The 25871-nt window shown below is 55.0% G+C and carries 24 protein-coding genes, 1 tRNA gene and 1 pseudogene; 11 read left to right on the top strand and 15 right to left on the bottom strand.

What is annotated here, in order from left to right; translation table 11 throughout:
* Positions 1-521: 521 nt before the first annotated feature.
* The 5 genes and pseudogenes from IB237_RS26255 to IB237_RS05245 form a co-directional block, all read left to right on the top strand.
* A pseudogene (locus IB237_RS26255) lies at positions 522-824 on the top strand (flagellin); the annotation flags it as partial.
* Positions 825-988: 164 nt separating this feature from the next.
* The gene (locus tag IB237_RS05260) at positions 989-2026 is read left to right on the top strand and encodes a cysteine synthase A (protein ID WP_192487515.1); all 1038 of its coding nucleotides are present in this window, start codon (positions 989-991) and stop codon (positions 2024-2026) included.
* Between the two features lie 12 nt (positions 2027-2038).
* Positions 2039-2776 (top strand): alanyl-tRNA editing protein, encoded by a 738-nt coding sequence (locus IB237_RS05255; RefSeq protein ID WP_192487514.1) that lies wholly within the window; start codon positions 2039-2041, stop codon positions 2774-2776.
* 19 nt (positions 2777-2795) lie between these two features.
* On the top strand, positions 2796-4217 hold the full coding sequence (gene sseA / locus IB237_RS26530) for a 3-mercaptopyruvate sulfurtransferase (protein WP_192487513.1): 1422 nt from the start codon (positions 2796-2798) through the stop codon (positions 4215-4217).
* Between the two features lie 120 nt (positions 4218-4337).
* A complete protein-coding gene (locus tag IB237_RS05245; protein WP_192487512.1) occupies positions 4338-4889 on the top strand; it encodes an OmpA family protein in 552 nt (183 codons plus the stop codon).
* Between the two features lie 57 nt (positions 4890-4946).
* Here the strand turns inward: IB237_RS05245 and IB237_RS05240 are convergent, their stop codons facing one another.
* On the bottom strand, positions 4947-5846 hold the full coding sequence (locus IB237_RS05240) for a DUF4344 domain-containing metallopeptidase (RefSeq protein WP_192487511.1): 900 nt from the start codon (positions 5844-5846) through the stop codon (positions 4947-4949).
* A gap of 157 nt (positions 5847-6003) precedes the next feature.
* Here IB237_RS05240 and IB237_RS05235 point away from each other — a divergent pair, with 157 nt between their 5' ends.
* From IB237_RS05235 to IB237_RS05225, 3 genes are all read left to right on the top strand, one after another.
* The gene (locus IB237_RS05235; RefSeq protein ID WP_192487510.1) at positions 6004-6471 is read left to right on the top strand and encodes a DUF1203 domain-containing protein; all 468 of its coding nucleotides are present in this window, start codon (positions 6004-6006) and stop codon (positions 6469-6471) included.
* 84 nt (positions 6472-6555) lie between these two features.
* Positions 6556-6891 carry a PilZ domain-containing protein gene (locus tag IB237_RS05230; RefSeq protein ID WP_192487509.1) on the top strand — a complete coding sequence of 112 codons (336 nt, stop codon included), beginning with the start codon at positions 6556-6558 and terminating at the stop codon, positions 6889-6891.
* A 129-nt stretch (positions 6892-7020) separates the two neighbouring features.
* The gene (locus IB237_RS05225) at positions 7021-9012 is read left to right on the top strand and encodes a bifunctional 2',3'-cyclic-nucleotide 2'-phosphodiesterase/3'-nucleotidase (RefSeq protein WP_192487508.1); all 1992 of its coding nucleotides are present in this window, start codon (positions 7021-7023) and stop codon (positions 9010-9012) included.
* Between the two features lie 104 nt (positions 9013-9116).
* Here the strand turns inward: IB237_RS05225 and IB237_RS05220 are convergent, their stop codons facing one another.
* Positions 9117-10085, bottom strand: coding sequence for a LysR family transcriptional regulator (locus tag IB237_RS05220; protein ID WP_192487507.1), 969 nt, complete (start codon positions 10083-10085; stop codon positions 9117-9119).
* A gap of 137 nt (positions 10086-10222) precedes the next feature.
* Between IB237_RS05220 and IB237_RS05215 the strand changes: the two genes are divergently transcribed.
* Positions 10223-10837 (top strand): FMN-dependent NADH-azoreductase, encoded by a 615-nt coding sequence (locus IB237_RS05215; RefSeq protein WP_192487506.1) that lies wholly within the window; start codon positions 10223-10225, stop codon positions 10835-10837.
* Between the two features lie 70 nt (positions 10838-10907).
* On the opposite strand, the gene IB237_RS05210 is transcribed toward IB237_RS05215, so the two are convergent.
* The 3 genes from IB237_RS05210 to ilvA form a co-directional block, all read right to left on the bottom strand.
* Positions 10908-12173 carry a GGDEF domain-containing protein gene (locus IB237_RS05210; RefSeq protein ID WP_192487505.1) on the bottom strand — a complete coding sequence of 422 codons (1266 nt, stop codon included), beginning with the start codon at positions 12171-12173 and terminating at the stop codon, positions 10908-10910.
* A gap of 125 nt (positions 12174-12298) precedes the next feature.
* Positions 12299-12607 (bottom strand): HlyU family transcriptional regulator, encoded by a 309-nt coding sequence (locus IB237_RS05205; protein WP_192487504.1) that lies wholly within the window; start codon positions 12605-12607, stop codon positions 12299-12301.
* Positions 12608-12671: 64 nt separating this feature from the next.
* On the bottom strand, positions 12672-13952 hold the full coding sequence (gene ilvA, locus IB237_RS05200) for a threonine ammonia-lyase (protein ID WP_371815235.1): 1281 nt from the start codon (positions 13950-13952) through the stop codon (positions 12672-12674).
* Positions 13953-14027: 75 nt separating this feature from the next.
* Between ilvA and IB237_RS05195 the strand changes: the two genes are divergently transcribed.
* Positions 14028-15485, top strand: a complete 1458-nt coding sequence (locus IB237_RS05195; RefSeq protein WP_192487502.1) for a TrkH family potassium uptake protein — start codon at positions 14028-14030, stop codon at positions 15483-15485.
* A 78-nt stretch (positions 15486-15563) separates the two neighbouring features.
* Here IB237_RS05195 and IB237_RS05190 read toward each other — a convergent pair.
* The 8 genes from IB237_RS05190 to IB237_RS05155 form a co-directional block, all read right to left on the bottom strand.
* Positions 15564-15648: transfer RNA gene (locus IB237_RS05190), tRNA-Leu, on the bottom strand.
* Positions 15649-15697: 49 nt separating this feature from the next.
* A complete protein-coding gene (locus IB237_RS05185; RefSeq protein WP_192487501.1) occupies positions 15698-16423 on the bottom strand; it encodes a nuclease in 726 nt (241 codons plus the stop codon).
* Between the two features lie 134 nt (positions 16424-16557).
* Positions 16558-17100 carry a MerR family transcriptional regulator gene (locus tag IB237_RS05180; RefSeq protein WP_192487500.1) on the bottom strand — a complete coding sequence of 181 codons (543 nt, stop codon included), beginning with the start codon at positions 17098-17100 and terminating at the stop codon, positions 16558-16560.
* A 251-nt stretch (positions 17101-17351) separates the two neighbouring features.
* Positions 17352-17690, bottom strand: coding sequence for an integration host factor subunit alpha (locus tag IB237_RS05175; RefSeq protein WP_192487499.1), 339 nt, complete (start codon positions 17688-17690; stop codon positions 17352-17354).
* Between the two features lie 163 nt (positions 17691-17853).
* The gene (locus tag IB237_RS05170) at positions 17854-18825 is read right to left on the bottom strand and encodes a beta-ketoacyl-ACP synthase III (protein WP_192487498.1); all 972 of its coding nucleotides are present in this window, start codon (positions 18823-18825) and stop codon (positions 17854-17856) included.
* A 4-nt stretch (positions 18826-18829) separates the two neighbouring features.
* The gene (gene plsX / locus IB237_RS05165; protein WP_192487497.1) at positions 18830-19891 is read right to left on the bottom strand and encodes a phosphate acyltransferase PlsX; all 1062 of its coding nucleotides are present in this window, start codon (positions 19889-19891) and stop codon (positions 18830-18832) included.
* A 99-nt stretch (positions 19892-19990) separates the two neighbouring features.
* Positions 19991-20554: a DUF177 domain-containing protein gene (locus tag IB237_RS05160; protein WP_192487496.1), complete on the bottom strand. Its 564-nt coding sequence runs from the start codon at positions 20552-20554 to the stop codon at positions 19991-19993.
* Positions 20551-21159 (bottom strand): ubiquinol-cytochrome C chaperone family protein, encoded by a 609-nt coding sequence (locus tag IB237_RS05155; protein WP_192487495.1) that lies wholly within the window; start codon positions 21157-21159, stop codon positions 20551-20553. The genes IB237_RS05160 and IB237_RS05155 overlap by 4 nt, the downstream gene beginning before the upstream one ends.
* Positions 21160-21371: 212 nt before the next feature.
* Between IB237_RS05155 and IB237_RS05150 the strand changes: the two genes are divergently transcribed.
* Complete coding sequence (locus tag IB237_RS05150; RefSeq protein WP_192487494.1) at positions 21372-21908, top strand: outer membrane protein assembly factor BamE; 537 nt, start codon at positions 21372-21374, stop codon at positions 21906-21908.
* Between the two features lie 72 nt (positions 21909-21980).
* Here the strand turns inward: IB237_RS05150 and IB237_RS05145 are convergent, their stop codons facing one another.
* The gene (locus IB237_RS05145) at positions 21981-24119 is read right to left on the bottom strand and encodes a sodium-translocating pyrophosphatase (protein WP_192487493.1); all 2139 of its coding nucleotides are present in this window, start codon (positions 24117-24119) and stop codon (positions 21981-21983) included.
* A 519-nt stretch (positions 24120-24638) separates the two neighbouring features.
* Positions 24639-25871, bottom strand: coding sequence for an MFS transporter (locus IB237_RS05140; protein ID WP_192487492.1), 1233 nt, complete (start codon positions 25869-25871; stop codon positions 24639-24641).

The raw sequence follows: 25871 nt of genomic DNA, 5'->3' as shown, positions 1-25871 counted from the left end.
TCGGACAGGCTCATAATATCGGTGGCGTTATGCAAACCTACGGTTTCTTTTCTGGAGAAATGGCAGGTCTGCCCGGCTCTTCGGTCAGAATGAGCAATGTCACGTCGACGTTGGCGGGTGGTTACGCATTCGGTCTGAATGCCCCCACCGGTGTTGCCGATGGTGGATACACGGATTTCGGTTTCAATTTCGGCGACAGCTTTCGCATGAAAACCGATGTCGAATTCTATTTCGACCTGTCGCTGAACCGTGGAACACCGCAGATGATCAAGGTGACCAAGGATGATGTCGATACGGCACTGGGCATCACGACAGGCGAAGTGAACAATGCGACCGATATGGCGACCGTGCTTCAGCATGTGCTGACCGGCAAGGGCATATCCAGTGTCACCTCAAGCGGCTCGCGTATCACGCTCGACATTGACCAGAGCATGTATCCGGACATGGGGTATCGCTCTTCCATCAAGATTTCCGGTGTCTGGGACAATATCGGCAACCCGCCGGATGTGAACCTCGTCGACATGGACATCACTGCGCCGTCTGTCGATCTCGACCGCTATATAAGAGTGATCGAAGGCATGACGAAAAAGGTGGTCAGTGCGGCCTCGCTTCTCGGATCAATTCAGACGCGCATCGATCTGCAGCTGGATTTTGCCTCAAAACTTGGCGATTCCATCGACAGCGGTATTGGCCGTCTGGTCGATGCCGACATGAATGAAGCTTCGACACGCCTGAAAGCGCAGCAGACACAGCAGCAGCTTGCCGTGCAGGCTCTCTCCATCTCCAACTCCAATAGCGAGAGCGTGCTCTCACTGTTCCGCTAAGCGTCGATCCGCCTACCGCTGATGGAGCCGACTGGATGAAAACCTCGCCTATAAGATGAATTTTGCCCGTTTGAGGCATTCACAGAAACAGAATTTCTTGCCACAACAGGGGTCAATCCGCTCAAAGCAACGGTAATCATACGCGTCCGAAAGAAGGTCGACCCATGACGATACATACCTCTGTTTTGACTGCCATTGGAAACACTCCACTCATTCGTCTGAATGCCGCATCCGAGGCAACAGGGTGCGAAATTCTTGGCAAGGCGGAGTTTCTCAACCCCGGTCAGTCCGTCAAGGACCGCGCGGCGCTGTACATTATTCGCGATGCTGAAAAACGCGGCCTGCTGCGCCCCGGCGGTACGATTGTTGAGGGCACGGCTGGCAATACCGGCATTGGCCTGACACTGGTTGCCAGAGCGCTTGGATACCGCACCGTTATCGTCATTCCTGAAACACAGAGCCAGGAAAAGAAGGACGCGCTGAAGCTGCTGGGTGCTGAACTGGTGGAAGTGCCAGCTGCCCCCTACTCCAACCCGAACAATTATGTGAAGGTGTCCGGACGTCTGGCCAAGCAGCTTGCTGAAACCGATCCGAACGGCGCCGTGTGGGCAAACCAGTTCGACAACATTGCCAACCGTCAGGCCCATATCGAAACCACCGCCCCTGAAATCTGGGACCAGACGGATGGTAAGGTTGATGGCTTTATCTGCGCTGTTGGCTCCGGCGGCACGCTGGCTGGCGTTGCCGATGGCCTTCGTGATTTCAACCCTGACATCAAGATCGGCATTGCCGACCCCGATGGTGCGGCACTTTATGAATATTACAAAAACGGCACCCTGAAATCCGAAGGCAACTCCATTACCGAAGGCATCGGTCAGGGCCGCATCACCGCCAACCTGCAGGATTTCACACCTGACTTCGCCTACCGCATTTCGGATGCGGAAGCCCTGCCGGTGCTGTTTGATCTCGTCACCAAGGAAGGCCTGTGCCTTGGCGGTTCAACCGGCATTAACATTGCTGGTGCAATTCGCCTTGCCCGAGACCTCGGTCCGGGGCATACAATCGTCACCATTCTGTGCGACTACGGCAACCGTTACCAGTCGAAGCTCTACAATCCCGCATTCCTGCGGTCCAAGGGGCTTCCTGTTCCGGCCTGGCTCACAGGGAAAAGCGATATATCTGTCCCGTATGAAACCACATAAGGTGCCTAGACTATGCCAGTGAATGCCCTCTTTCGTGATGATTTTTACCTTTCCACCTGCGAGGCAACGGTAACAGACATTCACGAAGACGGGGGCATTGAGCTGGACCAGACCTGCTTTTACGCTACCTCTGGCGGGCAACCTGGCGACACCGGTTTTCTGGAGCGTGCTGACGGCTCCAGAATTCAGCTTGGGCAAACCAGACACGGTCAGGACAAGAGCATTATTATCCACGTTCCGCTTGAAGGACAGGCAAATCTGGCGCCCGGTGAAAAGGTCGTGCTGCATGTGGACTGGGAGCGCCGCTACAAGCTGATGCGGATGCATACCGCCTGTCATCTTCTGTCCGTTGTCTGCCAATGGCCGATTACTGGTGCCGCCGTTGGCGAGGACGAATCGCGTGTCGACTTCGACATGTCGGAAACCATCGACAAGGACGAGGTATCGGCCAAGCTGATGGAACTGGTCAATGCCGACCATCCCGTTTTCCTGCAGTGGATCACCGATGAGGAATTGCTGGCCAATCCCGGCATCGTCAAATCCAAGAACGTGCGCCCACCTGTTGGCCTTGGTCGTGTCAGTCTTGTGTGCATAGGTGAGAACTCGGCAATTGACAGCCAGCCCTGCGGTGGAACACATGTCTCAAAGACACATGAAGTCGGTGAGATACACATCGCAAAGATTGAAAAGAAGGGCAAAGAAAACCGGCGTTTTCGCATCCGTTTCGGTGCGGCCGATTCCGCAGCCTGAGCAGCAGGGAGACTAGATCGTGAGCAACGAAAAAAGTCGTTTCATCGTTTCGGCGGACTGGGTGAACAAACAGCTTGGGGCACCTGAGTTCCGTGTCGTCGACGCATCCTGGTATCTTCCAGCCCACAAGCGCAATGGTGCCGACGAATACGCCAAGGGCCATATTCCCGGTGCCGTGTTTTTCGATCAAGACGTGATTGCGGATCACACCACTGGCCTGCCGCATTCCCTGCCCTCGCCGGAATATTTTGCCGAGCAGGTTGGCAAACTTGGCATCCAGGAAACCGATACGATCGTCGTTTACGATGGCCCCGGTTTCTTCTCTGCACCGCGTGTATGGTGGATGCTGCGCGTCATGGGTGCCGAAAGCGTTTACGTGCTGGATGGTGGTCTCGACGGCTGGAAAGCGCAAAACCTGCCGCTTGAAACCGACCTGCCAGAACCGCCAGTTGTCAGCTTTATCCCGCACTTCCAGAAAAATCGTGTCACGTCACTGGACGAAATGCGTAGTGTTGTCGACGCCGGCAGCAAACAGATTGCCGACGCGCGTGGCGCTGGCCGCTTTACCGGCGATGAGGCCGAACCGCGTGCTGGCATGCGCTCTGGCCATATGCCTGGCGCCCGCAGCCTGCCTGCCACGGCATTTTCTGAAAACGGTCACTTCAAGGATCTGGCGACACTGCGCAAGATGGTGACGGAAGCCGGCATCGATCTTTCCAAACCGGTTGTCACCAGCTGTGGTTCCGGCGTGACGGCAGCGGTCATCACGTTGGCGCTTGAATCGCTTGGCCACAAGACCAACAGCCTGTTCGATGGCTCCTGGTCGCAGTGGGGCAGCCTTGAAGACACGCCTGTGGTCACCGGCCCTGCCGAGCCGATCGCGCCCCGAGACACTGATCCGCTGAAAGCCCATGTCACGCAGCTTGAAATGACGGCTGCGCCAAAGATCAGCATTGCGGTTCCGGTCAACATCCAGACCGCGATCATGCGTGCCCCGAACATTCCGCTGCATTTTTACCGCTATCTATACTGGCGGGTCGGCAAACGCTGGCACTGGCAAAAACGCATGCGCATGAGCGACGCGGAACTTGGCGCTATTTTGAGCGACCCGAAAAACAGCGTCTGCGTGCTGTATATGAACGGTTCGCCTGCCGGCTTCTTCGAACTGTACAAGCGCGATGATGACGTGACCCAGCTTTCCTATTTCGGCCTGTTCGAAGAAGCGATTGGCGCTGGTATCGGCAAATGGTTCCTGTTGCAGGCACTCTACGCCGCCTGGCAGGACAATCCGAAAAAAGTCACTGTTACCACCAACACACTCGACCACCCGCGTGCGCTGCAGCTTTACCAGATGATGGGCTTCTCGCCTGTCGGCACCTATCAGGCCTGGGTTCAGCCACTGAGCGAGGCGGAACTGCTCAATATCGCCATTCACAACTGATTACTGACGGCGGATTGCACCATTAATCAGTTTGAACCGGCGGCAACCGCCGGTTCAGGTTTCCTTCAGGTTGTGCGTGGCAGTTTGCCCGCGACAATAACGAGTTAAAGGAAACCAGCCATGAACCGTCGATCTTTCCTGACTGCACTTGCTGCCACAGCGTTTGTTCCCGCAGTTACCAGTGCGCAGGAAACTCCATCTTCCGGTACCATCATGCGCCGTCTTGAGGCAGCACCGTCGCGCCGCATGCGTCCGGAAGAGCGCGTGACCATCCAGGAATTCAAACGCCGGCCGGAACTGCGCCGCAGCGCCCCTTCCATCGACATTCAGTCCATCAATTTTGCCTTCGGTTCGGCTGAAATTCCCCGTTCAGAATATCGTAAAGTACGCGAGATCGGCGTTGCCCTGGAACAGATCCTTCGCCGCCGTCGCGGTGCACGTTTCCTGATCGAGGGTCACACAGACGCAGTTGGTTCTGAGGCCTCCAACCAGGTCCTGTCGGAACGTCGCGCAGAATCACTCAAGTGGCTGCTGGTGCAGGAATTCCGTGTACCGCCAAGGGCACTGGAAACAGTGGGTTACGGCGAAAGCTATCTGCTTGTTAACACGCAGTTTGAAGAATGGCGCAATCGTCGCGTTACGCTGCGTCGTATCGACGAATTCCTGCGCTAATCCCATCAGGATTAACGTCACGCATATGGGCACGCCTCATATGCGTGACGCATTGTTTTATTGTCTGGTGAGACCAACAACAGTCGCGTCATCGCTGTCGGTTTCACTTTGCGGCTGGGTTTCGTCAGCGGCATTGTTCAAGAAGTAATTGGCGACCAGTTCGCCGTGAAACTTGGCGAACTCATAACAAAAGGTGATCTCGCGGTCTTTTGGCGACCAGAAGGCATTCGCCTGACCGCATTGTTTTGCGGTCAACTTGATACCGTCCTTGATATTATAGAGGCCGGAAAAGGAGGTACCGATCAATTCCAGCAGTTTCGATTCCTTGACGATCGTTTGAAACAACTCAAGGCTTGGGTCTGTGATCGGCTCATAGGTGACTTCGAACTTCGTGCTGGCATTGGCAGTCGCCTCATGCGGCTTCAGAAGCGTATTCCAACTGCGCACTTTCTGCGGATATTCCGAGATGCACTCCTCGCGGCGGTCCTCAGGAAACTCCAGAGAATCAATAAATTCCTTGAAATTCTTGTAGTCGTGGCCAGCCATCGAGCAGGCAATGGCCCAGCCACGCTGTTCGTCCAACCCGTGGGCGCCCCAGAAGGCTTGTTCCTCTTCTGCGTCCGCTGCCGCTTCGCTCGACAGGAACCAGCCATCGGCTGCATCGATAATGGCCTGATCGAGCAGGTCATCGTCAGCCTCCAGCATCAGGATGGATGACAGGTTATCAACCGCGTCTTCCTCTCGACCCAGCACAGGCAGGTCAAACTCAGAAACCAGCATGTGGCCGGCTTCGTGGTACAGAATAAAGATACCGTTGCCGACAACGAACTGTACCATTTCCTCGATCTGCTGATCCGTCAGCTTTTCGAAGTCGGGACTATCCTGTGCCGAAACGTTCCATGCGGGAAATACAGCCACCAACGCAGAAATAAAAAACGCAAAAATACTGTGCGGCATAAGGCGCTCCGGGCCGTGCATGAAAGTTTCGCAAATAGAGCATCAAAGCACATGAGTCTGACAATGGGCTTTTCCCGGTCACACACAAGAATCGGGTGGGCGGACGATGCTTTGCGGCGCATAGCGACAAAGCAGCAACGCATTTGGAGCCACTGACATGAACACCATTCTGTTTACCGCCATGCCGACTGAAGAGGCAGATGCATTTCGGGCCGGGCACAATGATGCCTATGGCAAACCCGCCGAACGCTCGGTCTCACCAGGCGGCATGCCCTGCCGCCATTGCCTTGGTGAAATTGCTGACGGAGAAGCGATGCTCCTCCTCGCCTACCGGCCGTTTAACGACCTGCAACCCTATGCCGAGACCGGGCCAATCTTTATCCACGAGCGGTCATGCCCTCGCTATGCGGCAAGCGAGGTTTTGCCGCCGATGCTTGAAAGTGCTGATTATATCGTGCGCGGTTATGGCCACGACGACCGCATCGTGTACGGCACCGGTGCAGTGACACCGACAGCGGAGATATCACAACGTGCCGCCAGCCTGTTTGAACGGCTGGAGATTGCCTATGTGCATGTCCGTTCGGCCCGCAACAATTGTTACCAGTGCCGAATAGATCGCGGTTAGGTTTAATTTTACGCATCGTTCTAAATGGCATGTAAGAATTATCTGCAATGATACCCGTAGCTTAAACTGGGTCGGGTAGACACTATGACAGGTAATATGACGATGCAGACGCGCAGTGCAAAGCGCGAGCAAACCCGCATCTATGCCACGGTGCATTATTTCAACCAATCCGTTGCCGGACGCGTCGTCGACCTGTCGGCAACGGGTATCGCCATTGAATTGCAGGGGCCATTTACGGCATCCAAAGGCAGCCGGGTGAAAATCCAGAGTGACGATCTGGGTTTCATCGAGGGTGAAGTACAGTGGCATCACATGAACCGGCTGGGTGTTCAATTGAAAATGTCCACCAACACGCTGGCACAGGTTTCCTCTTATTTCCGGTTCTTCCATCAGGAGGTCAAGCCGACCCTCGCCCGCTAAATGCACAAAGACATTATGCACATTTAAAAATTTCGGGAAAAAGACGTTTCGTCATTTTCCTGATGCACTCATCTGAGAATGGCCTTAGGCTGGTTTCAGGTCAGCCCAAGATCATATCAAGGAGTTCCCATGTCTTCGTCGCTGTTCGCGCTTCATCCCATCACACGGAGGTCGCTACTGGGAGGTATAGCTGCCTCCTCCGCGCTCGTCATGCTGCACCCGTTTGCAGCGCGTGCGCAGGGCAATCAGGCTCATCTGCGCATAATGGAAACCACGGATATTCACGTGCATGTGTTCCCGTATGACTATTATGCCGACAAGCCGAATGACACGATGGGCCTTGCACGTACGGCCACGATCATGGATTCGATCCGTGCCGAAGCTGGCAACTCCATGCTGGTCGACAATGGTGACTTTCTGCAGGGTAACCCGCTTGGCGACTTTATCGCCTATGAGCGTGGTATGAAGGCGGGCGACAAGCACCCTGTCATCAACGCCATGAATGTTCTGGGTTACGATTGTGGCACGCTGGGCAATCATGAGTTCAACTATGGCCTGGACTATATGTCCAACACACTGGCGGGTGCGAACTTCCCTTATGTCTGCGCCAACGTGACCAAAGGTCAGCTGGCCAGCGATCCGAAGCAGGATGATCTGTTCTTCAAGCCCTATGTCATTCTTGAAAAAAAGATCAAGGACGGCGCTGGCAAGGAAAGCCCGATCAAGATTGGCATTATCGGTTTCGTTCCACCGCAGATCATGCAGTGGGATGCCAAGAACCTTGAAGGCAAGGCGCAGACCCGCGACATTGTGGAAGCTGCCAAGGCCTGGGTTCCTGCCATGAAGGAAGAAGGCGCCGACATCATCATCGCGCTGTCGCACTCCGGCATTGACGGTAAGGGCCAGACCGAGCGCATGGAAAATGCGTCGCTCTATCTGGCTGGCGTTGAAGGCATTGATGCCATCTTCACCGGTCACCAGCATCTGGTATTCCCCGGCCCCAAGACCTGGGACGGTATTGAAGGCGTTGATCCCGTCAAGGGAACGCTGATGGGCAAGCCAACCGTCATGGGCGGCTTCTGGGGTTCACATTTGGGCCTTATCGACCTGCTGCTCGAAAAAGACGGCAAGGCGTGGAAGATCGTCGACTTCACAACGGAAGCACGCCCGATCTACCATCGCGATGACAAGCGCAAGATCGTTGCGGATGTCGAAAGCAAACAGGCGGTTCTGGATGCCGTAAAGGCCGACCATGAAGCGACACTTGATTATGTGCGCCGTCCGGTTGGCAAGACCTCTGCTCCGCTCTACTCCTATTTCGCACTGGTTGCGGATGATCCATCTGTGCAGATCGTTTCCAATGCGCAGACCTGGTACATCAAAGACATGCTGAAAGAGACGGAATACAAGGATTATCCGGTTCTTTCCGCAGCCGCGCCGTTCAAGGCTGGTGGTCGTGGTGGTGCAGAATATTATACGGATGTCGCAGCGGGCGATATCGCCATCAAAAATGTGGCCGATCTCTACCTCTATCCTAATACGGTGCAGGCCGTCCTGATTACCGGTGCGCAGGTCAAGAACTGGCTGGAAATGTCTGCGGGCATGTTCAACACGGTTGAAGTGGGCTCCAAGGACGCTCCGCTGCTCAACCCGGAATTCCCGTCCTATAATTACGACGTTATTGACGGCGTGACCTATCAGATCGATGTCTCGAAACCCGCGAAATACGACAAGGATGGCAAGACGGTAACGCCTGAAAGCAATCGTATCGTCAACCTGCAGTTCAACGGAAAGCCAATCGATCCCGAGCAGAAATTCGTGGTTGCGACCAACAACTACCGCGCCAGCGGTGGCGGCAAGTTCCCTGACATCGCCACTGACAAGATCATCTTCGAGGCACCGGATACCAACCGCGATGTGATCGTGCGTTACATCGTTGACCAGGGAACAATCAACCCTGAGGCTGATGCAAACTGGTCGTTTGCGCCTGTTGCCAACACCACCGCAACGTTCGAAACCGGCCCTAGGGGCCGTCAGTATGCCGACCACGTGAAAGGCGCAAAGATCGAGGAAGCCGGAGACGGCGCCGAAGGTTTTGCGAAGTTCCGCCTGATCCTCTGATTAAGGCGTATGCATAAAACAAAAAAGGCAGAGCAATTGATGTTGCTCTGCCTTTTTTTATTTGCGCGGTTTCCCGAGGAAACGCCTTGCCCTAGGGGTAGCGCCTATTCGGCAGCCACCACCCTTACTGTCGGTTTTGTGCGGCTGATCATCTTGGTGAAATCCTGATGGTTGAGGCACATGCCAAGCCGCTGGCGGAACGCTTCCACCATCCAGCTTGAGGCAGGACCCAGAGGGGTCGAGACCTTGCGCATGGCATAAAGCGGGTACTCGCCCTGTTCATAGGCTTCAAGCTGCAGGTGGACCAAACGACCGGCGGCCAGATCATCCTGCAAAACGGAGGCCGGCAAGCCACCCCAGCCCAGACCACCAAGAATGAGGTTGTGTTTGGTGGCAATGTCGCTGACACGCCATATCTTGTAGGACAGCACATTGAACTGGCGGCTACCCGTCAGGCCCGACGCATCAGTGACCACCAACTGCACCTCGTCGCGTACATCCGCCAAGGTCAGTGGACGGCCCAGCAACACAAGCGGGTGGTTCGGCGCTGCCACCGGCAACATGAAGGAATGGCCGACCTTTTCCGAGAAGATATCGTCCTGCGGTTTGATGGCCGCGCCGCCAAGGCCGATCGTCGCCTGCCCGCTAGCCACCATGTCGGTGACCATTCCCAGTTCGCCGACATTGAGCCGCAGCGAAACGGAAGGGTATTCATCCCGGAACTCGCGCAGGACTTCGACAACAGCACGATTCGGTACCATGGTGCTGATGGCAACCGAAACTTCGGCCTCCAAGCCCTGACGCAAGCCTTTGGCGCGGGCCCGCATGACCTGAAGGTCGGATACGATACGCCGGGCGTCCTCGATCATCGCCTTGCCCGCATCTGTCAGTTTTGGCTGACGAACACCGTTGCGTTCGAACAGGTTGACCTCCAGTTGCGCTTCAAGATTGGCAATGGTGTAGCTGATAACCGATTGGGCGCGGTTCAAGGCACGCGAAGCTGCTGAAAAGCTTCCGGTTTCTGCCACCGTCAAAAACACCTGCAATTGGTCGAGTGTTGGATTGGCGTCCATGTCTTATCCATTTCATCGATAATTCAGTTCTATATTATCACAGTTTTTTCGATGGCTCCATTCAACAATATATGGCTCAAACAGAACGGTTCTCCCTGCCCGCTCTGACCTCCCAAGGCTTATTCGAAGGAAATGACATGTCTAATATTCTGCTGATCACATCGAGCCCACGTGGCGAAGATTCCGTTTCCAACAAGGTTGCGACAGACCTGGCTGAAAAGCTGAAGGCTCAGTCCGGCAGCAACATCGTGCGCCGCGACCTGGCTGCCGAGCCAATCCCGCACCTCGACACCGTTACCACCAGCGCTATCCGCAAGCCTGCCGAAGCCCGTTCGCAAGAAGAGGCTGTTGCTGCCGATTTCTCCGACAAGCTGGTTGCAGAACTGTTGGCTGCTGACACCGTCGTTATCGGTACCGGCCTCATCAACTTCAACATCTATTCCGGCCTGAAGTCCTGGATCGACAACGTTGCACGTGCTGGCCAGACCTTCCGTTACACAGAAAGCGGCCCTGTGGGCCTGGCAACTGGCAAGAAGGTCTATGTCGTTCTCGCTGCTGCAGGCGTTTACTCCGAAGGCCCAGCCGTTTCCATGAACCACGCTGTTCCTTACTTGAAGACTGTTCTCGGCTTCATGGGCATGACCGACGTGGAAGTTGTTTACGTTGAAGGCCTGGCTTTCGGCCCTGAAGCCGTTGAAAAGGCACTCTCCTCTGCTCAGGCAAAGGTTGAAGAGTTGGCAAAGGCTGCCTGATAATTTTGTGAGCGCTTGCTTGCCTGATTGATTCAGCAGAGCGCTCCAAATCTTTCTTTTTGAAAGATATTCAGTCCTGAAAGACTTCATAACGGCCGCGAACCTGATCGCGGCCGTTATTTTTTGCCTCATAGAGACGTACATCCGCCTGGGCGAGCAGCGTGTTGAAACTCAAGCCATCTTCCTGCGAGGTTGCAACACCAATACTGAGTGTCAGCAACGTGCCATCGGGGCGCCTGACCCCTTCATAAAAACTGCTTTGGACGGAACGGGCAAAGGCCATGGCTTTGTCGTGATTGGTCGATGGCAGAAAGATAACGAACTCCTCCCCGCCAAACCGGTACAGCCGGCCGAATGCCTCCGTCTTGCGTGACAAAACGGCGGCGACGGCCTTCAACACCTCGTCGCCTTTCAGGTGACCAAAGCTGTCATTGATCGATTTGAACCGGTCGATATCGATGATCAACAGGCTGGCAGGGGTATCGTCGCGAAGGCTGGCATCCAGCGCCTTTGGAATTTCCGCTTCCATTCGGGCCCGGTCGGGCACACCTGTCAGCACATCCACGCCGGACCGCGATAGAAGATCTTCATACCGTTCGCGAAAGGTCAGGTCGTTGAACACGTCGCCGACATTGCGGTTGTTGCTGGAAAAGGCCCTTGTGGTCGTGACATTCTGATAGACGGCAAACATCATCGTATAGAGGCCGACTGCCAGCAGCTTGGCCTGCCATCCGTCAAAGAACACCTGAGCAGGTGCATCATAGAGATAGTATAAACCTGCGTAAAAACCGGCCTGATCGAAGGTCAGGATAACGGCACCACAGATAGCAAAGCGCAACACGATGCGACGGCGTAGAAAGGTACCAAGCTTTTCGTACAGCAGAATGATGCCAATGGAATCGAGGTAGAGGAATGCTGTTCCCCACACCATCAGGATGCCCATTTCATCGAGAAAACCGGTGTTGATCGGCTGACCCGGTGTCAGTGTGGAAACATGATGGAATTTTACGAGCTGGGCGATGGCAACGGTCAGCAGGTTACCGAGAAACAGGCCATAGATCGGCTGACGGACAATGGCTGCATCTTCCTTCATGTACAGCATGAGGATCATCATCAGCTTGCCGGCAAACAGGATGGAGGACCCTGGAGATGCCACGCCAAACGGCAGCTGGATGTAAAACACCGCTGCCAGATAGGTTTCCATGAAGTGCATGACGCCAAGCGCTGTCAAAAACACCCCAAGCCCCAGCTTGTTGCGAAAATGCAGGAAGCAAGTCATGACGGAAAAATAAAAAACGGCCTCGACGAGGAAAAGCGCCAGATTAATGAATTCCATCGCCAGCCATCCTGAGAACTGTTCAGCCAGTTCGTGTTACGCAAACATCGCGCCCGCGCAGCCTAACGCAGGATGGCAAACGGATTATTAAGATGGAATTTGAGGGCATTTACGCTTTGAGACGCCTAGTTGTTTGAAAACAGCGTGGCACCGCTCTGGTCGATAATTACCTTGGCCTTGCGAATGGTAAATTCGTTGGCATCATCAAGCGATGTGAAAACATCGGCGCGCACGAATTTGTGGCTCAAAACTTCACCATTGACGGTTTTCTCGATACGGCCTGCAAGGCGAAACTGTGCGCCTTCCTTCAACGGAGTCGGGTAGATGGCGAAGTCGCCATAGATTTCCGGTTCAGCAGCAGATGCAGCGGGTGCTGCAGCATCCGAATTGCCCGAACCAAACGCCGAAAAGAGTTTCGAGAAGAAGCCAGCCATATGTCTTTCACTTTCGCAGCAATTGTGCAGACGGCGAGACTTCGTCGCCTGCACAGATGTTTCGTCAGATAATCAGGTTCGCGAGTATATCGTTTTCAGTAATATCCTCATAGCCTAGGCCCGCTTTCTCAAAGCGCTCTAGCAGGCCAGTGAAGTTTTCGCGCGAACTGGTTTCGATACCAATCAGGATCGAACCGAAGTTACGCGCCGACTTCTTGAGGTATTCGAAACGGGCAACGTCGTCGTCCGGTCCCAGCAAATCCAGGAAGTCGCGCAGGGCACCCGGGCGCTGTGGCAGGCGAAGAATGAAATACTTCTTCACACCACGATAGCGCATGGCGCGTTCCTTAACGTCAGGCAGGCGCTCGAAGTCAAAGTTGCCACCGGACACGACAGCAACCACTGTCTTGCCTTCCAGCTTTTCACGACCCAGCGTTTCCAGCGCCGTAATGGAGAGCGCGCCGGCTGGTTCGAGAACCACACCTTCGACGTTCAACATTTCGGAAATGGTGACGCAGATGGCGTTTTCCGGCATCAGGTGAACCTGTTCGGATGGAAAATGCTTCAATGCTTCGAAGTTGAGGTCGCCGATACGGGCAACGGCTGCACCATCCACAAAGTTGTCGACCTTGTTGAGCGTAATCGGCTGGCCGGCCTCAAGGCTTTTCTTGAGGCTTGGCGCACCTTCCGGCTCGGTAAACAGGAAGCCGCTCTGCGGAATCAGGTCGGCGAAATAACCGGTGATGCCGGCAGCAAGGCCGCCGCCGCCAACCGGCAGCACAACCAAATCCGGCACTGTGCCCTCAGGCAACTGCTGAAGGATTTCATCAGCAACAGTCGCCTGCCCTTCGATGATGTCTTCATGGTCAAAGGGCGGCACCATGCAGCCACCGATAACTTCGACATGCTCACGGGCGGCCGCATAACACTGGTCAAAGATATCGCCGATCAGACGGATGGTGATGAACTCGCCACCAAAGGCGCGGGTCTTGTCGATTTTCTGTTGCGGTGTTGTAACCGGCATGAACACCACGCCCTGAACGCCGAAATGGCGGCAAGCAAAAGCAAAGCCTTGCGCGTGGTTACCCGCGGAAGCGCAAACGAATATCTTGTTGTTCCCCGCGTCATCATTCTGCATGGCCTTGCGCAGAAAGTTGAACGCGCCTCTAATCTTGTAGGAGCGAACAGGCGTCAGGTCTTCACGCTTCAGCCAAATTCGGGCGCCGTAGCGATTGCTGAGATATTCATTCAGTTGCAGCGGCGTTTCAGGAAATAGTGCCCTTACCGCCTGCCGTGCTTCCTCGACATGCTTCTTATCCACGATTATCGTTCCATTGAAATTCACGATGGCACCCGCTATGCCATATGCGAACGTCAGAGACAAAGACTCTTTGCAAAACAACCAACCGAGGCGACTTATTTGAATACAAATCTGCTGCGCTCGGTGATGTATGTCGCGTCCATTTTCGGGCTTTACATGGCCACTGCCATGTTCATTCCTGCCATGGCGGATCTCTATTATAAAAATAACGACTGGTCGGTGTTTGCCCTGTCCGGCTTCATGTGCGGCGGCTTCTTCCTCGCCTGCGCGCTGGCAACCCGTGGACAGACACCACAATTCAACAAACGTTTCGGCTTTCTGCTGGTTAACGTGTTGTGGTTGGTTTTCTCCCTGGTCGGTGCGATCCCTTTTTATCTCTCCGAACTGGACCTGACCTTTGCTCAGGCGGTTTTTGAATCCGTTTCTGCCATCACCACCACCGGCTCCACCGTCATTTCCGGTCTGGACACAGCACCACAGGGCATTTTGATGTGGCGTTCGCTGCTCTGCTGGCTCGGTGGTATCGGTATCGTGGCGCTGGGGCTGTTCATCCTGCCGCTGTTGCGGGTCGGCGGCATGACCTTCTTTCGTATGGAATCATCGGATACGGGCAATGATCGGCCCTTTGCGCGCCTCGCGCATTTTACGCGGGCGTTTGTCGGCATCTATATGCTGATGACGCTGACCTGCACGATTGCCTATGACATGGCCGGCATGAGCCATTTCGATGCGCTAAACCACGCCATGTCGACAGTGGCAACAGGCGGCTTCTCGACACATGATGCGTCCTTTGCCTATTTCGACAGTATCGCGCTGTTGTGGATCGCCACCATCTTTCTGGTTCTCGGCAGCCTGCCCTTCTCGATCATGATTTTGCTGGCCGTCAAACGACGCCTGAACATTGTGCGCGATCCGCAGATTGCGGTATTTCTCGGTTACCTCACGGTCATTTCCATCGCGGTTGGCGTTTATCACCACCTGCGCAACGGTGTTCCGCTGGATTCGGCGCTCAGCCACTCCTTCTTCAACGTAACCTCGATCCTCTCCACGGGCGGTTTCGCCAGCGACGACTACACGCTGTGGGGACCGTTTGTGGTGGTTGTGGCATTCTTTGCCACCTTCATGGGTGGCTGCTCCGGCTCGACGGCTGGTGGCATCAAGGCCTATCGATTCGTCATCATCTTTAACGTTGCCAAGACCGGCCTGAAAAAGCTGATCTACCCCAATGCGGTCTATTCGGTGCGATATGGCGATCAGGTGGTTGACCCTGAAACCATTCGCACCGTGTTCCTGTTCCTCAGCTGCTTCATTGCCTTGTGGATCAGTGGCAGCCTGGCGCTCAGCGCCATGGGCTATGACTTCCTGACGGCAACCTCTGCCGTTGCCACATCACTCGCCAATGTCGGCCCCGGTATCGGCCCGATCATCGGACCGGTTGGCAACTTCTCAACCATCACCGACCCTGCCCTTTACGTGCTGTCAGCCATGATGCTGATGGGCCGTCTGGAAATCCTGACAGTGCTGGTGATCATGATGCCGATTTTCTGGAAGAACTGACAGGGACATTCGCCAAACGACGGCTTTGAGCGAATATTAAAATAAACTGGGAAGTTGCGACCGGCATCTGGCGGTCATTGGTGCAGACGGCGGGACTTGAACCCGCAAGACCGAGGTCGGCAGATTTTAAGTCTGCTGCGTATACCGATTTCGCCACGTCTGCTTGCGGCTTCATCTACACAGCCACACGCATTCTGGTCAACTCCTGCTTATCAGCACCATGACTGATTTTTTGTATTGGCCGGTAGTGCCAGCCCTTCCCGGATCAGCTGCTCTCCGAAGGAGGCGCCGGAACGGCTGATAACCTTGCCATCTGCTGCCCCAGGGGCAACATCGAAGGCGCCGTGGTTCAGCATATCGCGCAACCTTACCTTGGCAGCAAAACCCTTCTGGCGTTCATTCAGGCAGCGGGCATTGTCAGTCTGCGGCACAACGATACCAGCGATTCGCACCTTGGTGCCCTTCAACCAGAATGTATCGCCGCTGGCCACACAGTTGTTGAGACCTGACATGCCACAAAATGCGAAGGATGCCTTTGCGGATTTCTGGATGTCCTTGCTGTCTTCAGACTTGACCTCGGTTGGCCTAGATGCCGGCACGGTCGCGTTAAGGGCAACCGGCATGGGAACGGCGCGCGGTGGCACTGGTCCATCATTGGCGGCCTGCTTCTGTACCTTGGTACCTAAGCTTTCCGGTCTCACCGGCTTTGGCGGAATAGCCGCCGTCTTGAAAGATGACACGTCTTTTTTCGGCGCAGCGGCTGTCTGGTTGCTGGTGGCCTTTGTCGTGCGTGTTGACGACGGCAGAAGATTGTCACGATGTTCGTAAACTTGGATACCGCCCACAACGAGCGCGCATACGCCAAGCAAAGGCCACAGGCTCTGTCCGGATTGCTTTTTTGCCGGTTTACGGCGGGTTCTGCTTTTTGTGCTGCTCACGCGAAACACCCCTTTTTGTCCGATTCGTATTGTCTGGCAAAAGGGGTTTCCAAAAGGTTGGCAAATGGCATTATGCCAACCGAGTTGTTGATTTCAGATGCTTTTTTCTGTTGAGAACAGAATGAAAACTGGTGTCAGCGAACCTGATCCAGCAGGCGCTTGCATTCCAACAGGTCAAAAAGCGCCTCTTGCAGCAGCGCCTGGTCATCCTTGGTGATGCTGGACTTACCGATGGAGATTTCCGGCGTATCGCTGTTGGACGAACCACCGCCAAAGCCAAAAAAACGGCCACTTGGCTTTGCCTTGGGACGGCCGACAACTTCATCATCGTCAGGATGTGCAACGCGCGGTTCGGCCGTTTCCTTCTCGCCGCTTGCCGCCATGATAGCTTCCATCGTCGCCATATCGCCGGAAGCGATGGCAGCAACAAAACGGTTGCCGTTGGCTTTCAGAAGCTTCTGCACACCCTTGATGGTGTAGCCATGATCATACAGCAGATGGCGGATGCCCTTGAGCAGGTCCACATCATCAGGCCGATAATAACGGCGGCCACCGCCGCGTTTCATTGGCTTGATTTGTGGAAACCGTGTCTCCCAGAAACGCAAAACGTGCTGCGGCAGATCAAGGTCGTCAGCCACCTCACTAATGGTCCTAAAGGCGTCAGGGCTCTTGTCCAAACTTCACTCCATCCAAACCGCCCAAACGGCATATACAGGGCTCACAACGCTCAACAGAATGGCGAATGCCTGAGCCACGCTCACAGATTGCCGACAACAGAATCAGCAATAGAGCAGCATGTTGAAAACATGTGTGGGATTATGATGTGAGTCGTACTTATTTCAATGGCTTGAAGCGCATAATTCATGCGTTTTCACAATAAGAACGCGCAATGGGAGCCAAGCTCCCATTTATGTCGTCACAAAAATGTTCAGTTACCGGGATTTTGCGGCTTCTGTTTTGCTTTTCTGGAGGCATGTGCCTTGAGAATGCGCTGCTTCAAAACGTTGGACGCCTTGAAAGTCATCACGCGACGGGGAGAGATCGGAACTTCTTCACCGGTCTTTGGATTGCGACCGATACGTTCGTTCTTTTCGCGGATCTGGAACGTGGCGAAGGACGAAAGTTTTACGACTTCCCCGCGGGTGATCGCATTACAAATTTCATCGATAACCGTTTCGACCAGCTCTGCGGATTCCGTACGGGATAACCCGACCTTTCGAAAAACCGACTCTGCAAGATCTGCACGCGTAACTGTCTTCCCGGCCATTTTTCCCCGCACAAAAATTTATATGGTCTCAATGAAGCCGCCAGAGATTATTTCTCTAAAGACGACCGGTCAAGCGGTTGTTTTTGAATCTGTTTTATCTCTTCGAAACGACGTCTAAGGGTATAATTGCAAGGCGAAGAAAATACAACGCCTTGCAAGCATCTTACCAGCGCAGCAATACCGCGCCCCAGGTGAAACCGCCACCCATGGCTTCGAGCATGACGAGGTCGCCCTTCTTGATGCGACCGTCACCGGCAGCAACGGCAAGTGCCAGCGGAATGGACGCCGCAGAGGTGTTGCCGTGCTGGTCGACGGTGATGACCACCTTCTCCAGCGGAATACCCAACTTCTTGGCGGATCCGTCGATAATGCGCTTGTTGGCCTGGTGTGGCACCAGCCAGTCGAGATCGTCAGCCGTCGTGCCAGTGGCATCGAATGCAGCCTCGATAACGTCAGTAATCATGCCAACGGCGTGCTTAAAGACTTCACGGCCTTCCATGCGCAGATGGCCGACTGTGCCTGTCGAAGACGGGCCGCCATCCACATAGAGCTTGTCCTTGTGTGTGCCGTCGGAGCGAAGCTGCGACGCAAGAATGCCGCGATCGGAGGTTTTACCCTCGCCCTCGCCTGCTTCCAGCACAACGGCACCGGCGCCATCGCCGAACAGAACGCAGGTGGTGCGGTCTTTCCAGTCGAGAATACGCGAGAAGGTTTCCGCGCCGATCACCAGAACGCGCTTTGCCATGCCGCCGCGGATATAGGCATCCGCCGTGGTCATCGCATACACGAAGCCGGAACAGACAGCCTGCACGTCAAAGGCAAAACCGCCTGATATGCCCAGGCGGTTCTGGATGTTGACGGCGGTGGCCGGAAACGTGTTGTCGGGCGTAGAGGTCGCCACGATGATCATGTCGATCTGGTCGGCTTCAATGCCGGCATTGGCAAGTGCTGCACGGGCAGCTGCTTCACCTAGCGATGCGGTGGTTTCACCCTCGCCTGCAATGTAGCGCTGGCGGATACCGGTGCGCTGCACGATCCACTCATCGGTGGTTTCGACAACGCCTTCGATTTCCTGGTTGGTCATGACACGTTTTGGAAGTGCCGCCCCGAAACCGCGAACGATTGAACGGATCATCTTATTATTCCTCATCATCCACGGTCGCTTCGGGGCCAGGTGGCGGCAAGCGTCTCGCGTGGTAAATCTTGAGATCGTTTTCTATCTTCGCATTCAGTCCGTTATGAACCATGTCATAACCGACATCGATAGCAGACGCGAAACCGAGAGCGTCGGTACTCCCGTGGCTTTTAATGACAATGCCGTTCAGGCCAAGAAACACGCCGCCATTGACCTTGCGCGGATCCATCTTCTCACGCAGCACATCAAAAGCGCTCTTTGCCAACACATAGCCAATCTTGGCGATGAAGCTGCGCGAAATCGCTTCCTTCAACAATGTCGAAATCTGTCGTGCGGTTCCCTCAGCGGTTTTCAGAGCAATATTGCCGGTGAAACCTTCGGTCACCACCACGTCGACGGTACCCTTGCCGATGTCATTGCCTTCAACGAAACCACGATAATCGATCGTACCGAGGTCTGCTTCGCGAATAAGGCGTCCTGCTTCGCGTACCTCGTCCTGACCTTTGACCTCTTCAACGCCAACATTGAGAAGACCAACGGTCGGACGGTCAATATCAAACAGCGCGCGCGCCATGGCGCCGCCCATCAGGGCAAAATCGAGCAACTGCTGCGAATCCGCACCAATCGTCGCACCAACGTCCAGAACGATGCTTTCGCCTTTCAGGGTTGGCCAGATGCCAGCAATCGCAGGCCGCTCAATACGCGCCATGGTCCGCAGGCAGAATTTCGCCATGGCCATCAGTGCACCGGTATTGCCGGCAGAAACGACAACATCCGCCTCGCCTGCCTTCACCGCTTCAATGGACTGCCACATGCTGGAGACGTAACGTCCGCGCCGCAAGGCCTGACTTGGCTTCTCATCCATAGCGACGGAAACTTCGCAATGATGGAAAACAGACCGCTCGCGCAGTTTGGGATATTGCGCCAAAATCGGTTCGCACCGTTCCTTCTGGCCATACAATATGAATGTCACGTCATTGTGCCGCTCCAGTGCTTTTGCGGCACCTGGAATGGCAACATCAGGGCCGAAATCACCACCCATGACGTCAATTGAAATTCTGATCACTCGTCACTGATCCTTCTGGCCGCCGCTGCGGCGGGATTGCCGGGGAAAATACCGTTTCCGCCTTCCGTTACAACCAATTTCTTTCACGTGGCGGCTCACCTAGTCCTTTTTCCAGTCTTTCAACACGGCAAATGGCGAAGGTTTGCGCTCTTCCTGCGTTTCCTTCTCACCGAAACCGGCAAACTCTGCACCCTCCTTGCGGGGATAGGGATCGATTGCAAGCGCAACAAACTCGGCCACGACCTCGCCTGCATCCACCGTATCACCGGTAAATTGCTCGGGAATGTCAGGTCCATCCGGGTCCAGAACCATTTCACCTTCGTCATTGGTGATGATCCGGGCCAGTTTGGAACCTTCGGGAACGAAGATCTGCTCGACCTGTTCATCAATGCGGCTGGTGATCGGCTCCAGCGTAACAATGCAAGCCTGTGTGATGGTCGCCTGAACAGAACCGAATATTTTTATTCCGTCCTTCTTCCAGCGAGAAACCTGCAATTCGGCCTTCAGCGCCGCCACAGACAATACGTTCCACGACTTGGCAAGCGCCTTCAGCTCATCCTTGTCCGCCTCCAGAGCAATCCTGACCGGATTGGCAGAAATATGGCCAACCTTGACCGGGTAGGAAAATGGCGCGTCGTCGTTGTCAGGTCTGTAGTCGCTCATGAGAACCTCAATTCGGCAGGAGACGGCAGGGTAACAGTGCCGGTCGCCACAATTTCTTCGGACTGATCGACAAGCGATGCCGAAGCCATAATCATCCACTGTGCAAGCATCTCCATGTCAGGAGTGTCGGCATCTGCCTGCGGATATATATTGCGCTTGAGGGCCGCCGCAAGTGCCTGCGCATCATCCCCATCGAGAGCCGCTGCATAGGATTCCAGACGTCCGTAAAACATGCCGGCAAGCTTCTTCATGCGTTTTGGCACGCCCTGATCGCCAATGCCCAGTTCCCGGATAGAATGATCCAGATCCTGAAAAAACGCATCGACAATTTCCTGGGCGATTTCCTGGCCGCTGGTGTCCGACGTGCGGGTGCGACGGAAATAAAGGATCATGACCGCCGACAACATCTCGAAACGGCCCATGACGGTGTCCGGCACGCCCATATGCAGATAAAAACCTGGCTGGCGTGCGGCGGAGGTCAAGGCCGCATATTGCCGGTCGACAATGGCTTGGTTGCTGTTTTTCTTTTTGAACAGTCGGAAGATCATGAATTTTCCCGGATATGAGCGAAGTAAATCGCCTTGATCCCGTTGCCCTTGTTGCATGATTATGAAAGCTGGTTTACCGAAGCAGTCGCGAATTGCAATGCCGTTGCGGTCACGTTCAGTCTCGGTGTGAAACACATGTCAGCATATGTTTCCCGGAATGAGTTCCCGTAATAGTATGTAAATATCGCTACATCCGTGGGCGGTTGTCCCCGGAAAGACATAATCGTGTGCACAGAAGCTGTGCAGCATGCTATGCCGGAAGGTGCCTTATGATTGCAGTCGGGGAAACATCGTTGAGCAACCAGGAATCCACCAAGAGGGTCAAATTTCTCGGCAAAACTGCTATTGCCATCGTCATCGCGTCCAGCCTGCTTTCGGCTTGCTCCAGCACAACGGACATTTTCCACAATGGTTACGTGGTCGATGAGCAATCGTTGCAGCTGATTCCGGTTGGTTCCAGCCGTGAACAGGTCTTGCTGACCATGGGCACCCCTTCGACAACTGCGACCTTCGACAACGAAGTGTTTTATTACATTTCCCAGAAGCGTGAGCGCAAAGCCGCCTTCATGAAGCCGAAGCTGGTGGAGCAGAACATTCTGGCGATCTATTTCAGCAAGGATGGCGTGGTCGACAAAAAGGCCAACTACACCATGCAGGATGGCAAGGTATTCGACACGATCTCGCGTACGACACCGACCGGTGGCCGCGACCTCACCTTCTTGCAGCAGCTTCTTACCGGTGGCGCCAGCGGCGCGAACGCAGCCCGCAACCTGCTTGGTGGCGGCAGCGATCCACTCGGCTTCTAAGAGTTTTCGAACCATCCAAAGAAAAAGCCCGCGGAGATGTCCGCGGGCTTTTTGGTTTTGGCACTTAGCGTATCAGGCTGCGAGAACGGCCAAGAGCAACAGCGCAACGATGTTGGTGATCTTAATGGCCGGGTTGACTGCCGGGCCGGCCGTATCCTTGTAGGGATCGCCTACCGTATCGCCGGTCACAGATGCCTTGTGCGCATCGGAGCCCTTCATATGGCGTTGGCCATCCTTATCGACGAAACCATCTTCAAAGCTCTTCTTGGCATTGTCCCATGCACCGCCACCCGACGTCATGGAAATGGCCACGAACAGACCGTTGATGATCACTCCCAGCAGCGAGGCACCCAGGGCCGCGAATGCTGATGCCTTGGAACCGGACAGCAGCAGCACGCCGAAATAGACCACCACTGGTGCCAGCACAGGCAGAAGCGACGGAACGATCATTTCACGAATTGCGGCCTTGGTCAGCAGATCGACCGCCCTGCCGTAATCGGGCTTTTCGGTGCCTGCCATGATACCGGGCTTTTCGCGGAACTGGCGACGGACCTCTTCCACAATTGCACCAGCTGCGCGGCCAACCGCCGTCATGGCGATACCGCCGAACAGATATGGAATGAGACCACCGAAGAGCAGGCCTGCCACGACATAGGGGTTAGCAAGGCTGAAGGAAATCTCACCGACATCGGCGAAGTAAGGGTACTTGTCACCATTGCTTGCGAAATAGGCCAGATCGTTCGAATAGGCGGCAAACAACACCAGAGCGCCGAGACCGGCGGAACCGATCGCGTACCCCTTGGTCACGGCCTTGGTGGTGTTGCCTACTGCATCCAGCGCGTCGGTGGCTTTTCTGACCTCTGGGTCAAGGCCCGCCATTTCGGCAATGCCACCGGCATTGTCGGTAACGGGACCAAATGCATCCAACGCGACAATCATGCCGGCAAGGCCAAGCATGGCGGTTACCGCAATGCCCGTGCCGAAAAGACCAGCGAACTGGTAGGTACCGATAATGCCGCCAACGATGACGATGGCTGGCAGCGCAGTTGATTCGAGCGAAACAGCCAGACCCTGGATAACGTTGGTGCCGTGGCCGGTTACCGAGGCCTGGGCAATGGAGTTGACCGGGCGCTTGTTGGTACCGGTATAATATTCGGTAATCACCACGATCAACGCGGTGACGACGAGACCAATCAACCCGCAGATAAACAGGTTGGTACCGGTGATATCCATACCTGCAACGGTGCCAATGGAGCCCCAGCCGATGGTCATGGAGGTGGCAAGGGCAAGGCCGCCGATTGACAGGACACCCGTTGCAATCAGGCCCTTATAGAGCGCACCCATAATGGAGTTGTTTGAGCCAAGTTTGACGAAAAAGGTACCGGCAATCGAGGTTACGATACATACCGCACAAATCGCCAGAGGATAGACCATGACGTCAGACAGGACGGGCGTCCCGGCGAAGAAAATCGCGGCGAGCACCATGGTTGCCACGACGGATACAGCATAGGTTTCAAACAGGTCGGCCGCCATGCCGGCGCAGTCCCCGACATTGTCACCGACGTTATCGGCAATGGTTGCCGGATTGCGGGGATCATCTTCCGGGATACCCGCTTCCACTTTACCGACGAGGTCGCCGCCAACGTCTGCGCCCTTGGTGAAGATACCACCGCCGAGACGTGCGAAGATCGAAATCAGCGAAGCGCCGAAACCGAGCGCGACCAGCGCATCGATGACCTCACGCGAGCCACTTTCATGGCCAAGGCCCGCAGTGAGAATGAAATAATAGAGCGACACACCCAGCAGTGCGAGGCCAGCAACCAGCATTCCCGTTATTGCACCGGATTTGAAAGCAATATCCAAACCGGCAGAAAGGCTATGCGAGGCAGCCTGTGCGGTGCGCACATTGGCGCGAACCGATACATGCATGCCGATGAAGCCTGCAACGCCTGAAAGAACGGCACCAATGATAAAACCAATGGCCGCCGCGGTGGACAGAAGCAGCCATGTGAGAACCGCCACGATAAGGCCGACGATGAAGATCGTCAGGTACTGCCGTGCCAAATAGGCCTGGGCACCCTCTCTAATGTAACCGGCAATTTCGCGCATGCGCTCCGTGCCCTGATCGGCAGCGAGAACGCTTCTGGTGGCCCAGATCGCATAAATGATAGAAAGCAGTCCGCATGCTATTACAACGGGAATTACAGTCATTCACACTTACCTCCCCTAGAGCATGTCTCCCGAAAGTGGCAAAGGGTTTTGGGAACAAGACATGCGACAAAACCAAGAGAAAACACGCCTGGCGGGCATGACCCGTTTCAACGTGGCTTCGAGCGATTCCCGGAAAAGTTCTGAACGGTTTTCCGAAAGGAATTGCGTTTCATGTATGGCAACAGACCTGCTGGCCCTTCTGCGAAGAACAAAAGATCTGTCTTAAAGCGCTATGCGTTTTATAAAACGCACAAAGGACGCTTTAACATTTTAAATTGCTGCATAATCTTTGCCTTAAATCGGGTACGATTTAAGGAGTTATGCAGTACAGTCCCTTGCCCGCTCGACCGATGAGCGGGGTATAATCGCTTTACAGGCGATTTCCCATTGGCTTCCTCGCCCCCTCCCAAGGACAAAAGCCGTCTTCGTCAAGATTGCGTTGCCGGATGGCTTCGCGTCAAGCCCCATACCTTACGTTAGGTCGATTCTGCTAAAATGAAGCACAGTGAGGGTTATTGTTTAGCCTTGGGCGGCTACGGTTTTACGGTTTTTCACTATGAGAAACAAAACCATAATGAGGCAGAGGCCTGCTATCGGCCAGATCATCAGGTTCATGACATTCCAGCCCCAGGCGGTAAACACCTGACCGGAGGCAAAGGATGCCAGTGCAACGGTGCTGAACAGGATGATATCGTGGAAACCCTGCACCTTGTCCGCTTCATGCGGGCGGTAACTGGAGGTGACGATGGCTGTCGCGCCGATAAATCCGAAGTTCCAGCCGACGCCAAGCAGAATGAGCGCACCCCAGAAATTCCACAGTTCGATGCCCATATGGGCAACTACACCGCAGGCCATCAGGATGACCAGACCGGCAGCGACAATTGTTTCTGCACCGTAGCGGGCAATCAGAATGCCGGTAAAGAAGCTCGGCGCAAACATTGCCAGCACATGCCACTGGATGCCTAGCGTCGCCATTTCCGAGGGAAAACCGCAGCCGATCACCATGGCGAGCGGTGCACCGGTCATCATAAATGTCATCAACGCGTAGGAGCCGATGCCGCAGATCATGCCGGTTGCAAAACGTGGCGTCGCCACGATGTCCATCAGAGGACGGGCCGGCTCATCCGTCGCCTGCTTCGTATTGACTTCCGGCAGATCAAGGAATGCAAAGATCGCCACCGCCACAAGCCCAAGCGGGATGATGGCGATGAAAGCACCGGCAAACAGCACTGGGAAGAACATGTCCTTGGTGAAGATGGCAATTTGCGGCCCAAGCACTGCCGAGATGATACCGCCGGCAAGAATCCAGGAAATGGCGCGCGGCTTGTAGAAGGATGGCGATGCATCTGCCGCAGCAAAACGGATTTTCTGGGTAAAGCCGCCAGCCAGACCAATCAGCAGGAAACCGGTGACAAACAGCCAGAAATCAATGCGGAAAAGCCCAAGCGCGGCGATACCGCCACCGATCGAGCAGAGCAAGGCACCAAGCATGAAGCTGGCTTTGCGACCAAGGAAACGCGAGGCCATGGCCACGGCAATGGCACCAAATGCGACGCCGACGTTAAAGCCGGTCAGTGGTGCCGTTGCCAGAGATTTGTCGGCACCCAGCAACTGGTAGCCTGCCAATGCACCAACCGAAAAGACAATCGGCGGTGCGGACGCAAGAATGGCTTGCGCCAGAGTGAGGAGAAAGACATTGCGCTTTGCCTGGCTGAGTTGATTTTCAAGCCCCGGAACAACTGCGCCACTCAT

Origin of the sequence: Agrobacterium sp. AGB01, from assembly GCF_014851585.1 — a bacterium.
Lineage (GTDB): Bacteria > Pseudomonadota > Alphaproteobacteria > Rhizobiales > Rhizobiaceae > Agrobacterium.
This window is presented reverse-complemented; position numbering and strand designations above follow the sequence as displayed.